Genomic DNA, 18,481 nt, shown 5'->3' on the forward strand with positions numbered 1-18,481 from the left:
ACTTCCCGGAAGAGTACCGTTTTTACAGCAGACCGCAACGCCGTTTGCTGCGATCCTCTTCCTGCTGATAGAGCGCATAGGGATCCAGCACCAGGCAGCCCAGCGCCTGCTCAAACGCTGCGCGTGCCTCATCGGTCGCCGCGCTGGCGTCAGGCGGCAGCAGATCCTCATAAATGACCGGTTGAGCACTCAGCCAGCCGCGTTCGATCAGCGCCTGCGGATCGTCCCCACGACGAATCATAGCGCGATGGCTCTCCCCCTGCGGAGTCAGGCGATAGCAAAAGTAGGCCAGCCCCTGGCGACGCAGCAATACCTCGGTATCCGGAAAATCCGCGAACGCTGCCTGCAGGCGCAACTGGTGGGCCAGATTGTCTTTACTGTGCGCCACCTGCGCCAGCAGCGTGGTATACAGCGCGGCGCCTTTAGGCGTCAGCGCCATGCCGCGCTGCTCCACGCCGCCATCGCGCAGTTTGCCGGCAAACTGCGCCGCAAAACTCACCTGGCGCAATAGCAGCAATTGTTCGCGACGCGGCGCGCCGGCGATGATCGTCGGGGGGCACAGGCCATACTTCTCCAGTTGTGCCTGCAGGCGATCGATGTCCAGCGTACGCAGCGCCAGTCGCTGAAGATAGCAACCGGGAAAACAGGCGGCCGCCGCCAGCCGCGGATAGGCGTCCGCCAGCGCCCGCAGCGCTGTATCATCCGCCGTCGCCTGTGGCCGCCAGCGAAATACCGTCAGCACTTCATGTATAAACTCTTCCGCCAGGGCGCCGTTGAACGCGCCGCGCTCATCATAAATATCCAGTAACTGGCGACAGCGTAAGGTGAAAGCGTCACGCTGACGCAACAGTCCGCTGACTCTTTTGCGCAGCTTTTCATCACCAATCGCTGCCGGAAACGCCAGGCAAACGCAGACACGCAGCGGATTGTGCGCCAGCGCCGCCGCCTCCACTGGCCGGAACAGCGTAGCGTGGGCCGGTTCGCCGCCGGCGCAAAGATCATAGTAGCCGACCGGAGACATGCCCATCACAGCGAAAATACGCCGCAGGGTGGCCAGTTCATCACCGTTTCTCACCCACACCGTGGCGTGGCGCTCAACCTTCAGTCGCGCCAGCGCATCGGCATTGACCAGTTGCTGGTGCAAATGCTGATCGTTTTCCAGTACCGCCAGATTAACGTCGTCCACCAGTTCCTGCAGCGTGGTAAAGACGGGCTCCTCGTCCTGATACATGGTCGAAATAGCCTGCGAAAACCCCTCGCGGATCTCATCGGTGGTGATGTTGTTCGCCATGTTTGTATAACTCCAGTGAATATTGCTGGAATAGTAGGTAATGCTGCCGGGCTCTGCGGTAAAGAATTTATATTTTGTGATCTACTGCGGGCAATAGTGTGCCCGCAGGCGCTATGTACTCACTGTGACAACAGGGTATGGACAGACAGGGTGGAAATGTGATTATGATGTTACAAATCACATAATAATGTTAAGTCAATTTTGTAATGAAGTTATCAAAATTGAATAACTTAGCTTGTATCGGGACATAACCTGTTTTTAACATCAGCTATGGAAAAAAATGGTCTGTTCAGTCAGCGCATTCGCTTGCGCCATTTGCATACGTTTGTTGCCGTCGCTCAACAAGGGACGCTGGGACGAGCGGCGGAAACCCTCAACCTCAGCCAGCCAGCGCTATCGAAAACGCTCAACGAGCTGGAACAATTAACCGGCACCCGCCTGTTTGAACGCGGAAGGCTGGGCGCGCAGCTCACGCTGATGGGCGAACAGTTTCTGACCCACGCGGTTAAAGTGCTGGATGCCCTGAATCACGCCGGGCAGTCGCTAATCCGCAAGGATGGCGAAGCCGCCGATGTGGTGCGTATCGGCGCGCTGCCCACCGCCGCCCTTGGGGTACTTCCGGCGGTGATCGGTCAGTTTCATAAACAGCAGCCCGACGTGACGCTCCAGGTGGGCGCCATGAGCAACCCAATGCTGCTGGCCGGGCTAAAATCCGGCGATCTCGATCTGGGTATTGGCCGTATGTCTGACCCGGAACTGATGGCCGGACTTAATTATGAACTACTGTTTCTCGAATCCCTGAAGCTGGTGGTTCGTCCCGAACATCCGCTATTAAGTGACGCTGTCACGATAAGCCGGGTAATGGAGTGGCCGATCGTCGTATCGCCGAAGGGCACCACACCGCGTCACAATGCCGAAGCGCTGCTCAATAGCCAGGGCTGCCAGCTACCGCCCTGCTGTGTGGAGACGCTTTCCGCTTCGCTGTCCCGGCAACTGACGCTGGAATATGACTATGTGTGGTTCGTGCCTTCCGGCGCCGTAAAAGAAGATTTGCGCTCCGCCAGCCTGGTCTCTCTGCCGGTAGCAATCCCCGGCGTCGGCGAACCCATCGGCATTCTGACCCGGGTCGACGCCCCCATATCGCCTGCCGCGCAGACCCTGATTGCTGCAATACGTAAAGCGCTGCCCGGCTGAACAACGCCGGTCTGCATTAATCGCGCTAATCTGTAACCAAAAGTGCTTAGCGGCAGCTTGCGTTTGTGACCAGGATCAGTCTTTACTTATTTCCCGGGTTGCGCAGTTTTCAGCCCGCCATCGTCCAAAATATTTGCGGAGAACCGCTATGCCAGCATTGTTTGATCCGTTATCCATAGGCGCAATTTCCCTGGCCAACCGTATTGTTATGGCGCCCCTGACGCGCATGCGCGCCTTCGATCAGCGGGCGCCCGGTCCGTTGACCCTGGAGTACTATGTGCAGCGCGCCAGCGCCGGTCTTATCTTTACCGAAGCGACCTCCGTGACGGCTCAGGGGGTGGGATATCCGAATACGCCGGGCCTGTGGTCCCCGCAGCAGGTTGCCGCCTGGAAAGAGGTGGTGGACGCTGTCCATCAGGCGGGCGGGAAGATTGTTAGCCAGTTGTGGCATGTAGGGCGCGTCTCAGACCCGATATTCCTCAACGGCGAGCAGCCGGTAGCCCCCAGCGCCATCGCTCCGGAAGGCCACGTGACCACAGTCCACCCGCGACGCCCGTATGAGGTACCGCGCGCTCTGGAAACCGATGAGATCCCGGCGATTGTCGAAGATTTCCGGCGCGCGGCGCAGCACGCGCAACAGGCGGGATTCGACGGCATTGAAGTACACGCCGCCAACGGCTATCTGTTTGATCAGTTTCTCCACGATGGCTCGAACATCCGCAGCGATCGTTACGGCGGCAGCATTGAAAATCGCGCCCGTTTCCTGCTGGAAACCGTCGACGCGCTGCTGGAGGTCTGGCCCGCCGACCGTATCGGCGTGCATCTTAACCTGATGTCCAACTCCTATTCGATGCACGATTCCGATCCGCTGGCCATGTTCAGCTACGTGGTCAAAGCCCTTGATGAGCGCGGGCTGGCGTTTATTTTTGCCCGTGAGGCGCTTGATTTCCCGAACCGTATCGGGCCGCAGGTGCGCCAGTATTTCCGCGGCGCATGGATAGCCAATGAGGGGCTGACGCCGGAAAGCGCCCGCCGGGTGCTGGAATCCGGCGAGGCGGATGCGGTGGCTTTTGGCAAACTGTATATCGCCAATCCGGATCTGGTAGCGCGCCTGCGCCAGAACGGGCCGTATAACGAACTCAACAGCGACACCATCTACAGCGACGGCGCCAGCGGCTATACCGATTATCCGGCGCTGAACAAGGCCTGACGTCGCGCAGGGCGACAACGGTGATTGTTCGCCCTGCGCTTACCGAAATTAGCGAGTGATCATGCAAGAAATTAGCGCTGCAGGTGTTTAACATCCACGGGCTTGCCGAACAGGAAGCCCTGAATTTCATTACAGCCCTCTTCCTCCAGAATACGCAGTTGTTCGTCGGTCTCGACACCCTCAGCAATCAGCGGTGTATTAATCGAGTTACCCAGCGAAATAATGGCGCGCACAAATGATCGCGCCTGCGGGTTATTTTCGACATTGATGAGAAAACTACGATCGAGTTTGATGACATCAAAGTGAAAATCGCGCAGAGTGCTGAGAGAAGAATAACCGGTGCCGAAGTCATCCAGCGCGATGCTGATCCCCATCTTCTGGAGATGGTGCAGAATACTGAAAGTAAGCTTTTTATTGATAATAAACGCGGTTTCAGTCACCTCAAATTCCAGCATGCTGATCGGATAGGCGGTGCGCATAAGAATTTCACGAACCTTCTCGATAAAGCTGCGGTGGCGCAACTGTACCGGCGAGATATTAACCGAGATCTTTTTATTGATGTGGTTATCCAGCGATTCGCTGCACACCTGCTCCAGCACCCAGTAACCCAGCGGTACGATGGCCCCGCTCTCTTCGGCGATCGGAATGAAGACGTCCGGCGGCACCAGTCCCTGCTGGGGATGCTGCCAGCGCAGCAGCGCTTCATAGCCGGTAATGGAGCGATCTTTCAGGGAGCGTTTTTCCTGGTAGTGGATAAAGAATTGCCCTTCTTTGATTCCACGGCGAATATCGGCCGCCATGAGATTACGCTGACGGGTTTTGTCGTCCATTTCACGTTCATACCAGCAAATCTTATTATCGATATTGGCTTTTGCCCGGTACATCGCCAGATCAGAATTACCTAACAGGGTATTGATATCGGTACCGTCTTGCGGATAAACAGAGATTCCCAGGCTGGCGGTGACAATCACTTCAATACTGGCGAAAGTTTGTTTACTGTTAAAGCACTGCCAGAGCCGTTCGCTGAACTCTGCGACTTCGCTCTCATCGTCAAATGGTTTTACCGCCACAAATTCATCGCCGCCAAATCGGGCGACAATCTCGTCTTTTTTTATCACTTTCAGTACCGAACCAGCGACCCGCTGCAACAATTGATCGCCAATAAGATGCCCTTCCAGATCGTTAATATCTTTAAATTTATCCAGATCGACGGTACACACCGCGAAGCGTCGATAGTCGCTGCTGGTCATGAGTTTTTCCACAAAGGTAAAAAACTCAATCCGATTGGGTAATCCGGTGAGCGCATCGTAGCGCGCCATCCACGACATCCGGTCGATAGCCTCTTTCTGCTCGCTGATATCGCGGGTAATTTTGGCAAATCCCAGTAAATTGTTGTCTTCATCCCTGATGGCATCAACCATCACATGGGCCCAGAAGCGGGAGCCATCTTTGCGATAGCGCCAGCCTTCCCCTTCAAATTTGCCATTGCGCAGGGCTATCTCCAGATTTCTGGCCGGGACGCCGGAATACTGTTCCGTGTCGCTGTAGAATATCCCGAAATACTGGCCGATTATCTCCTCTCCGGCGTAGCCTTTTGCACGCCTGGCGCCTTCATTCCAGCTGGCTACCGTACCGTCGGTATTCAGCATATAAATCGCATAATCTTTAACGCTTTCAACAAAGTGGCGATAGGCAATGTCGGTAAGTCGCTCATTACTCATGGTGCAGAACTCTCTATCATGCGAGACAGGAAATATATAAAAGGCATGCCAGGCGGAAATCCCGACAAAAAGCACGGGAATTTCCTTTTTAAAATAATAGGTTACATTATTATAGCCGCATCTCAAGATGATTTGACACAGCCCGGTACTGCCTGTGAGTATAGCCAGGATCGTTGCGGGTGGAATGAATTGACAGAGTATAAAAACTGCGGCGAATGCAACTGACAAAACAGGAAAAGTGTGGTTTTTCCTCCTCTCAGATAATCAGCCGAAAATCAATGCCTTGATTTTCCTTATCCATTATCGGGTGATATTGGCAAGTTCAGCGACGAAATAAGATGGGTCATTAATCTCAGCAGCGGTAAATACCGCTGCTATAACAGGGAAAAGAAATTACTGTTCGCCGAAGTGAATAACGGTACGAATCGATTTCCCGGCGTGCATCAAATCAAACGCGTCGTTGATTTTTTCCAGCGGTAAGCGATGGGTGATAAACGGATCGAGCTGAATTTTACCGGCCATCGCCTCTTCCACCATTCCCGGCAGTTGCGTGCGCCCTTTTACGCCGCCAAACGCTGAACCGCGCCATACCCGGCCGGTTACCAACTGGAACGGGCGGGTGCGAATCTCCTGGCCGGCGCCGGCAACGCCAATAATTACGCTCTCGCCCCAGCCTTTGTGGCAGCATTCCAGCGCCGCGCGCATCACATCCACATTGCCGATGCACTCAAAACTGAAATCCACACCGCCGTCGGTCAGTTCGACAATGACTTCCTGAATCGGCTTATCATAGTCTTTCGGGTTTACGCAGTCCGTGGCGCCCATTTCCCGGGCCAGTGCAAATTTCTGCGGATTAGTGTCGATGGCAATTATACGCCCGGCCTGCGCCTGAACTGCCCCCTGAATGACCGCCAGACCGATGCCGCCGAGGCCGAAAACAGCGACGGTATCTCCGGCTTTCACTTTGGCGGTGTTATGCACGGCGCCGATCCCGGTAGTAACACCACAGCCCAGCAAGCATACCTTGTCGAGCGGCGCCTGTGGGTTAACCTTCGCCAGAGAGATCTCCGCCACTACGGTATATTCACTGAAGGTACTGGTGCCCATATAGTGATAAATAGGTTCGCCGTTATAGCTGAAACGGGTGGTGCCGTCCGGCATCAGCCCTTTGCCCTGAGTGGCGCGCACCGCCTGACACAGGTTAGTTTTTCCGGACTTACAGAATTTACACTCGCGGCATTCAGCGGTGTACAGCGGAATCACATGGTCGCCGGGCTGCAGGCTGGTAACCCCTTCGCCGACTTCCACCACAATACCGCCCCCTTCATGGCCGAGAACGGCGGGGAAAACCCCTTCCGGATCGTCGCCGGACAGGGTAAAAGCATCAGTATGACATACCCCGGTATGGGTGATTTTAACCAGAACCTCGCCCTTGCGCGGCGGCGCGACGTCGATTTCGACGATTTCCAGTGGTTTACCCGGCCCGAAGGCGACGGCTGCACGTGATTTCATATTGTCCTTTCCTCTTTCACTAACGACTATTTGAGATATGACCGGATAAGATGGCCGACTTCCTGCATGCGTACAGCCCGCTGGTCGGGAGTGGTTTCCCCGGCCACCAGTTCATCCTGCAGGTGCATTTCGATAATCTCCCCCATCAGGCCGTTCGCCGCGCCGCGAATCGCGGCGATCTGCTGCAAGACAGCCAGACAAGGCTCCGAACTTTCCAGCGCCCTTTCCAGAGCTTCTACCTGACCGCGGATGCGCCGCACCCGGGTCAATGCGCGTTTTTTATCTTCAGGTGAATGTGGCATGGTTGCGCCTCTATATACTATGGGTGGGTATAGTAACCTGGATTTCATTTTATTGTAAATCACCGGGTTTAACAACCCAGATAACTGTACATTTATACAGTATTAGTGTATATTACATACTCACTTTCGGCGGTTTTCCTGATGCTGTGGAGAACATAGCGTCCCCTTGCTGTTTTGGAAGTGAAATACAAATACCTATTGGCGCAGGTTTATACGAAGCACTGGAAAGCTTCATCAAAGCGTTCAGGAAGCGAGTGAATTTTCACCAGTAAAACAAGGCCGTAACTTTCGGATAAATTGTTACTGAATAAAAATTTCAACACATATTTTTAGTTACACAACATATCAGAAGGTAAATTTATGACTAATCATTCATTAGTAAACAATACAACCAATACTGAGTGCATAGTATTATGTCCGGATATTGAAACTCTAAAACAAACTCAGCCATCACAGTCATTAACTCTAGTGAAATTGCTGGAGTATGCGCAGGGATACGGTTGTGGCGGAGGTACATTTACATGGCTAAATGATTCAATCCGAGAGGATGATGGCGGAATTTTTTTTCGTGTTAATGCTCTCGGAGGATGGCTAAGGGAAACGCAAGGATTTATAAATTCAGACTGGTTTGGTTATAATTCTAATGATGAAAAATTTAATGTTGCGCCTGTTTGGCTTGCAGTACTAAGTTATGCAAAAAAGTATGGTGGTGAAGTCACAGTGCCATCCAGAAATTATGTATATTCTGGCACCATCGGTATGGAAGTGGATCTTGGTATATTTGGGTTTGTGAGCAAAGGGTGCAAAGTTGACGCTTCATCTTTCTCTGGAACTCTGATAAGAGTATTTTCTTCGAAGGGGTATCCAGAGGGCGCCTACCTTAACACCATATTTTCCCTTTCCGGGTTTGCTTTTGTCGGTAACCGGGAGTCAGAGAACATTGGTCTGTTAACCGGACATGATAATTATAAATATAATGGTCAATGTCTAATCCAGCATTGTTCATTCGATAGGTTCGGAACAAACATTAAATTTGGCAACAGCACCTGGCGTTATAAATTTAACCACGTTAATTCCAGACAGGCGAAAGATTATGTCTTACATGTTCCCGTTGGTTTAATTGACTCAGGCGAATCCATATTTTTTGATCACTGTCAGCTATTCGATGGTGGAGGCTCCACAATAACCATCTCATGTAATAGCTTCACTATAAATATGATAAGCTGCAGTATTCTTAATACGAAAATTATAATTGATGCCGCCGCATCGGCCAAGTTATTGATGTTTGGTGGAAACATAGAGAACCCGGGCTCATCCGCAGGCAATAAATTTGCAGAAGTTGTTGGGGGTCACACATGCATGCTGGTTCTTAACGGGACAACATTGACATCAAATAACCCATCATCTTTCAGGCAATCTCTGTTCACCGTGAGCAAAAACAATACGCTGGTTTTTGAGTCCATTAAATTTGGTTCCGGCTTTGATAACATTGAAAATAATGAATCAATGAGAATGTATGTATCTCCTGGCGGCGGCACAGTTATGTGCAATAATTGTATCCTTGAGTTGAACTCTGGTGGCAACAAGATACCCGTACATGATTCATTTAATAGCCTTTATAATGGGGGCTTTGAAAGTGGTAACAACAGTGGCTGGCTGTTGGATAATCAGGAAAACCCAGACCAGACTGCTATAGTTAGTGCTAACGCGGCTAAGACAGGCTCATTTGGGGTTAGACTGACTTCGTATCAGGACAAAGGCATAGTAAGTTTAACGCAAAAAATAGCAGCAATACCCGGAAAATATATCTTAGCAAGTTGCTGGCGAAGAGTTATCAAAGAAAGTACCGGCTCCGCATATTCTGGGGCAATGATGGTTCACTTCTATAATTCAGCTGATGTTAACATTAGTTCAATTGGCCAGAATATTGCTTCAACCATCAGCGACTGGTCAATAGGTGGCGCGTTTGTTTGTGCAATAATACCACCAGGAACTGCATATGCTCTGGTTTCATTATCTTCACAATATGGGGCCATTGTAGATTTTGATGACATAATTATAAACATTCTATAACGTATGAAATAGACGTGCCATTACCGGAGGCACGTCTTGTCATCCTGGAAAATACGCCATACCAACCCGTCATCATACTTTTTGGCACCACACTGACAGAGTCTTCAAGAAACGATCCTCCGGTAACTTATTCCGATTTTCACTCCCTGAACACCCTCATGGCTATCACCCCATAGCACTTACCAGTCCAACACGTGCATAGGTCATCTGTCCCCGTTTTACCCGAACGGTTGCCGGGAAAAGCCTGTCTTCAGAAATGCCAGATAAGCGACTGAGCCTGGCAAAGTTATTGGCTAAAAAGATAAAAAACTCAACGGGAGTATCTGAGAAAATAATCAACGCACCTTATTACAGGATAAAATAATAATTCGGCAAAAATTATAACATTTATCTCTGGAAAAATTAAGGCGCTAATTTTACCAATATTGACCATTTCCCCACCCCCTATTACACTGTTTTTTCAGATACTGCTTTACACAATATTTATTACAGATACCGGTAATAAATATTGTGTAACCGCACTCTACGTTAAGGACTGGTGAATATGCTGAATACAGGCAAGGATGCGTCAGGATTACGGTTTACCCTGAGTGTTAACGGGCTTCCCACAGACACATTCGCCGTGGCGGGATTCACTCTGCATGAACACTATTCCACCGCCTTCCGGCTGGATATACAAGCCACTTGCGCCAGCCCTGGCGTATCCTTTGCTTCCATTCTGGACAACAATGCCACGCTAACTATCTGGCGCAATACGCAGATACAGCGCATCGTTAACGGTATTATCAGCGACGTAGAGCTGAGCGACGCCGGCAAACGCCGAACCCGCTATAGTCTGACCATACGGCCAACGCTCTGGCGCGCCTCTCTGGGCAGACAGTCGCGTATTTTCCAGCAACAGAATGTACAGGAAATACTGGAGACCCTGCTGCAGGAACATCGCATCAATGATTATGTTTTTGCTTTGCGCTATCCCCGAGCAACCCGCGAGTTCTGCGTCCAGTACCAGGAAAGCGATGCCGATTTTATCCAGCGCATGACCGCAGAAGAAGGGATATTCTGGTTTGTCGAGCACGAGGAAGGTCGACACACTCTGGTTTTTGCCGACGACTGCGCCATCTTCAATCAAGGTCCATCATTACCCTATCAGCCTGACATTTCGACCTCTGATACTCTGTGCGTTACCGCCTTTCGTCGAAAGGAGAGTCTGCGTCCTTCCGATGTCCTGCTAAAAGACTACACGTTTAAAAATCCCCGCTGGCCTGCTGAATATCAAGACCACGCTCGTGACATGGAGCACCAGAGCGCCGCCTACTCCCACTATGATTATCCCGGGCGCTACAAGAGTGATCTGCCGGGTAGTCAGTTTACCGAATGGCGTGTTCAGGCGCTGCGCAATGATGCCCACCTGGGAGAAGGCACCACTAACTGCCCGGCACTGCAACCCGGGGTACGTTTCATCCTTGATAACCACCCGCTGGCAACTCATAACGGCGCCTGGCAGGTAACTGGAGCCGTACATTCCGGGAGACAGCCTCAGGTACTGGAAGAAGACAATGCTGAAGCAGGTACCACACTGGAGTGTCGGTTTACCTGTATTCCTCCCCGCCAGACCTGGCGACCACTGGCACTGCCAAAACCACGGATTGATGGCGCCCAAATTGCCATCGTCACTGGTCCTCCCGGCGAGGAGATTTATTGCGATGAATATGGACGCGTCAGGGTACGTTTCCTGTGGGATTTATCCGGTAAAACGGATGACAGTAGTTCCTGCTGGGTACGGGTCTCTCATCCGTGGGCCGGTCAGGGCTGGGGGATGTCTGCTATTCCGCGTATTGGTCACGAAGTGGTCGTCGAATTTCTCAATGGCGACCCGGACCAGCCGGTGATTATCGGTCGCACTTATCACGCCAGTAACCTGCCTCCGGGCAGGTTACCAGGCACTAAAACCCAGATGACCCTGCGCTCAAAAACCCATAAGGGCGAAGGGTTCAATGAACTTCGCTTTGAAGACGCAAAAGATCACGAAGAGATTTATATTCATGCGCAACGGAATAAACGCATCATTGTGTTGAATGATAAAGCTGAACAGGTGGAGCATGATGAGAGTCGCGCAATCGGAAACGATCAGCAGTTCAGCGTCGGACGCGACAGGAACAAAAAAATCGCTCAGGACGAAATCCTGACCATCGGACGCGATCGTAAAGAGCATATTGAACAGGATGTATTTATCACCATTGGCCGTAATGAAGAGCGCAAGGTTTTAAGCCAGTTACGTGAAGAGATCACCGCCAGCCACATTGTCGCTATTGGCGAAAATGAGACCATCACCATTGAGGGGATTCAGTCCATTGAAGCCAAAACACAGCTTAAATCGCTCACCAAAGATTATCTGCTGCAGGGTACTGACCGAATACTGATCCGCGGGCCAGCAGGCAGCATCATATTCGATGCGTCAGGCATCACTATCAATGCGCCGCAAATCAATCTACGTGGCAATGTCAGCGTGACCAGCCCTGCAGGTAATCAGGTAGAAGCCATTGAAACGGCCATTCAACAGGGTTCGCCTTTTATTGAAGAGTGCCCACTGAAGAAAAAGGACATTCAGGAATGATGCTGTATCAACAATGGCAGGAACTGAACTTACCTCCTCCGGTTAATCTGTTTATGCTGGCTGAAGCTACACCAGACAATGGGCTGCTGGCACAGCTTGAATTTCATCGCGCAGTTTACCGCTCACTGTGGCGACTGGAAAAACAGCCAGAATTGGCTGGCTATGCCCCGTACTTGATTGATATGGCCGCCAGTCCAGCCTTTGAGTCCTGGTTCATACAACAGGCTGACAATCTCGCTTTTACCACCCTTAATAGTGGACTGACTTTTGACCTGGTGTGGCGCCATTTGCGCCATTTCACCCAATTCAGCGATGCTCACAAAAATCGTCGTTATTTTTTACGTATCGGCAACGCAGCCATGCTGTATCTCTATGTACTGTCGATTACCAGTCAGCCACAGCAGATCAGCAAGTTGTTCGCTGGCGGAAAAATCAATGGGCTACTGTTTCAACACCGTACTGTAGCACTGCGCATGTATTGCCATCCGCTATTTGAAAAAAATGCCTGGAATAAAGGAGAAGAAGATGGCTGCCTGAGGTGGTACGACGCTATGTATGAAACAGCATTCGGAGAATCAGCATGAGATTACCGGAAACCGTGGATTTAACTGCCGTCGCAGCCGCCCAGCAGAAAGAAACTGCCCGGCAGTTATTTCATTATCTGCAGCGCCACTACAGCAGAATGTTACACCAGTTGATGGTCGACGCAGAAACCCTGAAACAATTCATTACAGCAACCCGCCTGCAGGCTGACCAGAGCGGTTACGCCACTGGTGAGCTGTTCAGTTTCTTTATTATCAGTAGCTTTTTATCCGGCACAAGATGGCTGGAGGATCCGGCATACGCCACATTGAAAATGGTACTCGAAGATAGTGTAGCTGACAGTGATATCACGCAGCAGCTACATTTTTGTCGACATGAAAGACAAAAACTCGACGCCATTCTGCCCGCTTTACATAACAGTACCATCGCTCTGTTAAAGTCCTGGCCGGATCGACTGGTCTTTGAGTCCGTACTACAGCGCTGGCAGGTACTGGCTCTGGATCGGGGGATACCGGCATCATCCCTGCTTCCGCTCTACCGTTGCTACGCCGGCGATTTTCGTCAGTTTGCCGGCCTCCCGTTGGAACATAATGAGGTGAAGCATGTTAATGCCGGGATATACGGTGAAATCCCGGTGGAAGAAGTTGCACTTTATAGTGCGGATCTGACGCCTGAGTTGCGCTACCTGTTGCTTCTCCACCTACACCTTGCGTTGGGATTCGGGCGTTTCTACCAGACTAACCCTCTACACAGCATCTTACATCAGGTGCTGAAGAGTGCCGACCCTGAAAGACCCGTAGCGCTCATCCCGTTTCTGAGCATGCAACGCCAGCGTTTAATGGACAATACCGGACACAGGAAGTGATTTATGTCAGAAATACCACAGGCAGCAGCACCGTGCACCACATGTGTTGACGGACTGGCCATCCCGTTCGATGTCAAACCTGACAATGCCTCACATCCGGCCGACGAACGCCTGGGCCTGCTCAACGATACCGTCACCATTGACTGGCTGTTTAATAACCCCTGGATCACGCCGGCAAGAAAAGCACAGTATGCGCGGGACTCTTTCCTGCTCAGGGTACTGACTCAGTTCGGCAAGAACTGGGGCGTGACAAAGCTGGCAGAAATGTACGCCTTCCTGCATACCGACGGGTTCCGGTTTGTCTGCCTCGACGATGAGATACTCATTGATAACACGGTACAGGCGCCGCCGATACTGGCCGGGCTGAACAGCCGGGTCGTCACCGTCAGCCCCCGTGGGCAGCACAGTGCTGAAGTCATTGAATACCAGCTGGCGGACAACTTTCTGTTTGCCGATGGCAAAATATTCTATGCCACCTTTACCCGTGCGCGCATGACCATGAACCACCCACCAGACTGGTCGGTCTCGGGTCATTTTGATGTCGCCGCCGCCGTACTGGCACTGAAACGGCGTTACGAAGCGGCACAGGCTTCCAGCAGGCGCTGGACCCGCTTCTGGGGAGGCGTGGAAGCGGCGCTGGCCATTGCCACCGTCATTCCGGTCGTCGGTCAGTTTTCCGCTGCCGCCCGCGGCTCGATCGCTGCAGTCAGGGCGGTGAAGTACGCTTTTTATGCCATCGAGACAGCACTTACTGCGAATATGCTGGTTGACGGCAGCAACAAGGTGATCAATGGCGAAGGACTCGATCTGGGTGAAGCGCTGTTTAAACGGCTGGGTGAACTGGCAGATCCGGTGGATGGCAAAGCCCGTGGCGCGCAGGCGTTTATGGTCATCAATCTGTTGATGCTGGCCCCGCTGGCCGGGGTCACCGGAAAATGGGCTTTACTACGCTTTCCCGGCACCAGCAGGGCCATGGCAACCTATGAAATCGCCAGGGAGATTGAAAAAGGAGCGACCCGTTACGCCAGTCAGGGTGAAGCGATAGCGCTCCAGGTTAACCTCACCAGAACGCCCCGCGGCGCAGAGGCCATCACCAGTCCCGTCAGCCGTATCAATACCCGGGTCACGCCATCACTGGATACCGCCAGTTGGTATCACCGGATAGAATTTATCGACGGCAGAGCTTTTATTAATCTGCGCGCCCGTACCCTGCAGGAAAACCTGGTGTTGCTGATTATGGAAAACGGCGGCTCAGTCAGGGTCATCGGACGAATCAACAAAATGGTGGGCGATATTGGTGAAGAGGTACTGATCCAGACTCTGATGCGTCAGTACGGCGTGCGGGCCGAGAATATTCTCGGCTACAGCCAGGGTAAAACCGGACTGAACAATGCCAGCGGGCAGGGTCTGGATATCCTGGTCCGGGTACCGCCACCGCCGGGCTTAACCGTGCGTAATCCCGCCACTCAGGCGGCCCGTAACGGTATTGAAGGTTCACACGGCACCTCCCCGACAACCACAATGGTGTTTGAGCCGGATACGCTGCTGGTTATTGAGGCAAAAACGACGCTGGGTGGGCAGAAGACACCGGGACTGAGTAGTGCGACACAACAGGGTGGCGGTGCAGAGGATCTGGAAAGAATAATGGGTCTAATCAGAGAGCGAGGAAGAGGATGGAAAATTGAGAATTTAAGAAACTTCGATCCCAGCTGTGACGATAAAATGCATGCAATCAGAGCTGCCGTAATGAACGATCGAGTTCACTTTGCTCACGCTCAGGTATTTCTACGCAGTGATGGTAATATAAACTCTTCTGTAGGTAGTGGCACCGGAGTTCAATGGAACTCCTGGTAGTAAAAAATATATATTTAATACAAAGGTATTGTTATGACGACAAAAAGACAGAAAAGCCGACTTGATAAAACATTACCGGAAGTGCATAGCTGGGCACAAGGTGCCGTGTTAACAAACTCCAATCCCAAATATGATTATGTACAGCTTTACCTTAATGGAACTGAATCGTTTTGTATGGCAGTCGATCATTTATACAACCTGGGAATGGTGGAGATTGGTTATGGCCTACTAAACGCGAACGAATCTCCAAATACATCATCTATTATTCATATAGCCCATGGCTTTTCCAGAATGTCTCACTCCAATGGTATCGATATACTGGGATTGAAAAAAAGCAAAAGAACTATTGTCTCTAATCTTGACTCAGTAACACGTAATATACTGGGTACTATTGCCTTAGGTATGCCTACTTTAGCTAAAAAGTTTCATGAAGTAGTTAGAATCGCTCTGGAAGAAGATTATGGGGTTAAAAATGGGCATAAAAACTCTAGCTCATATTCTTTACGTTTTACAGCCATGGGCCTGTCGATTATCCATGACTGGCTGAAAATCCCGCTGGACCTGGACAAACTGGGACTGCCACGAGACCCGGCCTGGGGGCCATTAGTCAGCCACTGGAATGACCCGGACCCGGCCCGGGTTCAGGCCGTGCTGTACAGCGCCTGCGATATCCATATTGAACGCATCGCCCTTACCGAACGGGAAGTCAATACCGGCAATTTTGAATTCGCTTCTGAATTTACGGCCGTACATCCGACTGAAATCCTCGCCGTACTGCGCCTGCGTGAGATGCTGGGGCTGATGAACCCGGTAGTGGACCATCCGCTGATGAACACACCGTATGCGCATATCACCGCCACACCGGGCCAGGTGACTGAGCCGGATACNAAATGCTGGGGCTGATGAACCCGGTACTGAACCATCCGCTGATGAACACACCGTATGCGCATATCACCGCCACACCGGGCCAGGTGACTGAGCCGGATACGCTGCTGGAAACATTCCTGAATACTGCCCGCGAGCGGGAACCGCAACTGATGGCGGAATGGGACAGTATTCAGGTGAATTAACGGTATCCCCTGCCGACAGTTGACGCCTGGGTAGGGGAATTCAGTGGAATTCATGGTAATGAAAATACAGATAGTTAGCACAGGAAACGGGAAGGACATGCCAACCAAAAAACAAAAAAGCCGGCTTGATAAAACATTACCCGATGTACGCAACTGGGCGAAAGGAATGTCTGAGTGGCCAACTTTCGATCCTCAACACAACTATATCCAGCAATATGAAAACCAGCAGGCTAAGTTCTTTGAAGCGTTAAAGCACTTGCATGCTTTTGGTATGGCTGAAGTGGCTAATAGTTTACTAACAGTTGAAGAACCTCCCAATACAATTTCTATTATTCATATGGCCAATGGCTTCTCGCGAATGCTTCATGCCAATGGTATTAATATTCTGAGGTTAAAGGATCGAAAGCAAACCATTATCGCTAGTCTGGATACCGTTACACTAAATATTCTGGGAGCCATCGCTCTGGGAATGCCAGGACTGGCCAGAAAGTTTCATCAGGTTATCCTGAACGCACTGGAACAGGGTTATGGTATAAAAAACGGACATAATGATCCCGGCCCGGAAACATTGCGCTATGCCGCCATGGGCCTGTCGATTATCCATGACTGGCTGAAACTCCCGCTGGACCTGGACAAACTGGGACTGCCACGAGACCCGGCCTGGGGGCCGTTAGTCAGCCACTGGAATGACCCGGACCCGGCCCGGGTTCAGGCTGTACTGTACAGCGCCTGCGATATCCATATCGAACGCATCGCCCTTACCGAACGGGAAGTCAATACCGGCAATTTTGAGTTCGCTTCTGAATTTACGGCCGTACACCCGACTGAAATCCTCGCCGTACTGCGCCTGCGTGAAATGCTGGGGCTGATGAACCCGGTAGTGGACCATCCGCTGATGAACACGCCGTATGCACATATCACCGCCACACCGGGCCAGGTGACTGAGCCGGATACACTGCTGGAAACATTCCTGAATACCGCCCGCGAGCGGGAACCGCAACTGATGGCGCAATGGGACAGTATTCAGGTAGATTAAGCATATGGCGGACAATAACCGGCAGCAGAGAATACAAAGTAAAAAAGTGCCTGCTGTTTATCTCATTCCCGAGGTTGTTGTTTTCAAATTACCCTATTTAAATCAACAGGAAAAAACCTTATGGCAAAACCATTAATTGTACTGGGTGATAAAACCGACCATGGCGGCGTAGTGATCACTGCCTGCTCAGGGTTAAAAAGCCAGGGGCTGATGGTGGCCTGCGAGGGGGATAGCGTTGTATGCCCAAAACACGGTGCCACGGTAATTGTTGGTCACGGTAGCGGATTCAGCGTTGATGGCAAAAATGTCGCCCGCGATGGAGATAAAACCAGCTGCGGTGCCAGCCTGATCGCAAGCCAGATTGGTCTGTCGCTGGGTGAATGACGCCTGACTCACCATATCAAGCCTGAATGATGTGGTGATCCTCCGTCCATGGCTATTTTTCCACCAGCCTATTAAAACAGCCCAAACCCCAGAAAGTAGCAAGAGCATCCTGTCCTGAATCCTCCCATGCCGCAACTACTCTGCCAGCCGCCTCCTGAAATGTGCAAATCACTCTCACTCGCGCCCGCGCTTACCCGGCATCATGCGCAGCAGTGTATTATCACGCCAGTAGTAGTGGTGCAACAGCGCCGCCAGAGCGTGCAGGCCAATAACAAAATAACCGGCATTCGCCAGTAACTCGTGCCAGGAGGTCAACGTCTCGCGTAAATCCTCATCCGCGACACTGGCAAACGGCATCGCGACACCGAATACGCCCCATTCACGCCCACGGTAGTACTGGATAAAAAAACCCAGCAGCGGCAGCGCAATAAACAGTAGATACAGCGCGGTATGGCCAAGATGAGCCAGCCCGGTCATCATCGGCGACAAACGCGGCACAATCTCAGGGGTCCGGTATTTGAGGCGCAGCGCCAGCCGGGCAATCATCAACACCAGCACACTCAATCCACAGGTGATATGGGTAATATTAAACCAGGGTCGCCAGCCCGTGGGCGCCAGTCCGCGCAGCTCCATCGCACAGTAAGCCGCCACGATCAGGATAAAAACCAGCCAGTGGAGCGTGATTTGTAATGGCGCGAATTTATTACCCATAACAGACCCCAGGTAGGTGAAATCAAACAATACATTAACGCATAACATATTAATCACACATTAAGAAAATCAATAAATAGCCCGATAAGACTGTTTGCCAC

14 protein-coding genes are annotated in these 18,481 nt (G+C 51.6%); 9 read left to right on the plus strand and 5 right to left on the minus strand.

All coding sequences use genetic code 11. The annotated features are described in order from the left end of the window. Positions 1 to 22: 22 nt before the first annotated feature. Entirely contained in the window at positions 23 to 1,291 is a 1,269-nt protein-coding gene (locus AQ981_RS02590; protein WP_058910177.1) for a 2-oxoadipate dioxygenase/decarboxylase family protein, read from the minus strand. A gap of 270 nt (positions 1,292 to 1,561) precedes the next feature. Between AQ981_RS02590 and AQ981_RS02595 the strand changes: the two genes are divergently transcribed. Next, the gene (locus tag AQ981_RS02595; RefSeq protein ID WP_058910178.1) at positions 1,562 to 2,485 is read left to right on the plus strand and encodes a LysR substrate-binding domain-containing protein; all 924 of its coding nucleotides are present in this window, start codon (positions 1,562 to 1,564) and stop codon (positions 2,483 to 2,485) included. 148 nt (positions 2,486 to 2,633) lie between these two features. Then, entirely contained in the window at positions 2,634 to 3,695 is a 1,062-nt protein-coding gene (locus AQ981_RS02600; RefSeq protein ID WP_058910179.1) for an alkene reductase, read from the plus strand. A gap of 71 nt (positions 3,696 to 3,766) precedes the next feature. Here AQ981_RS02600 and AQ981_RS02605 read toward each other — a convergent pair whose 3' ends face one another. From AQ981_RS02605 to AQ981_RS02615, 3 genes are all read right to left on the minus strand, one after another. Further along, positions 3,767 to 5,416, minus strand: a complete 1,650-nt coding sequence (locus AQ981_RS02605; protein ID WP_058910330.1) for a putative bifunctional diguanylate cyclase/phosphodiesterase — start codon at positions 5,414 to 5,416, stop codon at positions 3,767 to 3,769. A 393-nt stretch (positions 5,417 to 5,809) separates the two neighbouring features. Beyond that, positions 5,810 to 6,928 carry an S-(hydroxymethyl)glutathione dehydrogenase/class III alcohol dehydrogenase gene (locus AQ981_RS02610; RefSeq protein ID WP_058910180.1) on the minus strand — a complete coding sequence of 373 codons (1,119 nt, stop codon included), beginning with the start codon at positions 6,926 to 6,928 and terminating at the stop codon, positions 5,810 to 5,812. Between the two features lie 26 nt (positions 6,929 to 6,954). Continuing rightward, positions 6,955 to 7,230 (minus strand): metal/formaldehyde-sensitive transcriptional repressor, encoded by a 276-nt coding sequence (locus AQ981_RS02615; protein WP_058910181.1) that lies wholly within the window; start codon positions 7,228 to 7,230, stop codon positions 6,955 to 6,957. Positions 7,231 to 7,590: 360 nt separating this feature from the next. On the opposite strand from AQ981_RS02615, the gene AQ981_RS02620 reads away from it, so the two are divergent. The 7 genes from AQ981_RS02620 to AQ981_RS02660 all read left to right on the plus strand — a co-directional run bounded on the left by AQ981_RS02620 (position 7,591) and on the right by AQ981_RS02660 (position 17,669). After that, positions 7,591 to 9,303: a hypothetical protein gene (locus AQ981_RS02620; protein WP_154675892.1), complete on the plus strand. Its 1,713-nt coding sequence runs from the start codon at positions 7,591 to 7,593 to the stop codon at positions 9,301 to 9,303. 544 nt (positions 9,304 to 9,847) lie between these two features. Then, positions 9,848 to 11,917 carry a type VI secretion system Vgr family protein gene (locus AQ981_RS02625; protein ID WP_058910183.1) on the plus strand — a complete coding sequence of 690 codons (2,070 nt, stop codon included), beginning with the start codon at positions 9,848 to 9,850 and terminating at the stop codon, positions 11,915 to 11,917. Further along, the gene (locus tag AQ981_RS02630) at positions 11,914 to 12,501 is read left to right on the plus strand and encodes a DUF4123 domain-containing protein (RefSeq protein WP_082683127.1); all 588 of its coding nucleotides are present in this window, start codon (positions 11,914 to 11,916) and stop codon (positions 12,499 to 12,501) included. Before AQ981_RS02625 ends, AQ981_RS02630 begins: the two co-directional genes overlap by 4 nt. 14 nt (positions 12,502 to 12,515) lie before the next feature. Beyond that, positions 12,516 to 13,325, plus strand: a complete 810-nt coding sequence (locus tag AQ981_RS02635) for a hypothetical protein (RefSeq protein WP_154675893.1) — start codon at positions 12,516 to 12,518, stop codon at positions 13,323 to 13,325. Positions 13,326 to 13,328: 3 nt separating this feature from the next. Continuing rightward, the gene (locus AQ981_RS26775) at positions 13,329 to 15,179 is read left to right on the plus strand and encodes a hypothetical protein (RefSeq protein WP_058910186.1); all 1,851 of its coding nucleotides are present in this window, start codon (positions 13,329 to 13,331) and stop codon (positions 15,177 to 15,179) included. A 1,167-nt stretch (positions 15,180 to 16,346) separates the two neighbouring features. Further along, positions 16,347 to 17,285 (plus strand): hypothetical protein, encoded by a 939-nt coding sequence (locus tag AQ981_RS27980; RefSeq protein WP_249226251.1) that lies wholly within the window; start codon positions 16,347 to 16,349, stop codon positions 17,283 to 17,285. Between the two features lie 120 nt (positions 17,286 to 17,405). After that, the gene (locus tag AQ981_RS02660; RefSeq protein WP_058910189.1) at positions 17,406 to 17,669 is read left to right on the plus strand and encodes a PAAR domain-containing protein; all 264 of its coding nucleotides are present in this window, start codon (positions 17,406 to 17,408) and stop codon (positions 17,667 to 17,669) included. 174 nt (positions 17,670 to 17,843) lie between these two features. On the opposite strand, the gene cybB is transcribed toward AQ981_RS02660, so the two are convergent. Continuing rightward, the gene (gene cybB / locus AQ981_RS02665) at positions 17,844 to 18,380 is read right to left on the minus strand and encodes a cytochrome b561 (protein ID WP_058910190.1); all 537 of its coding nucleotides are present in this window, start codon (positions 18,378 to 18,380) and stop codon (positions 17,844 to 17,846) included. Positions 18,381 to 18,481 lie beyond the last annotated feature (101 nt).

Source organism: Entomohabitans teleogrylli (assembly GCF_001484765.1).
Classification (GTDB): Bacteria; Pseudomonadota; Gammaproteobacteria; order Enterobacterales; family Enterobacteriaceae; genus Entomohabitans; species Entomohabitans teleogrylli.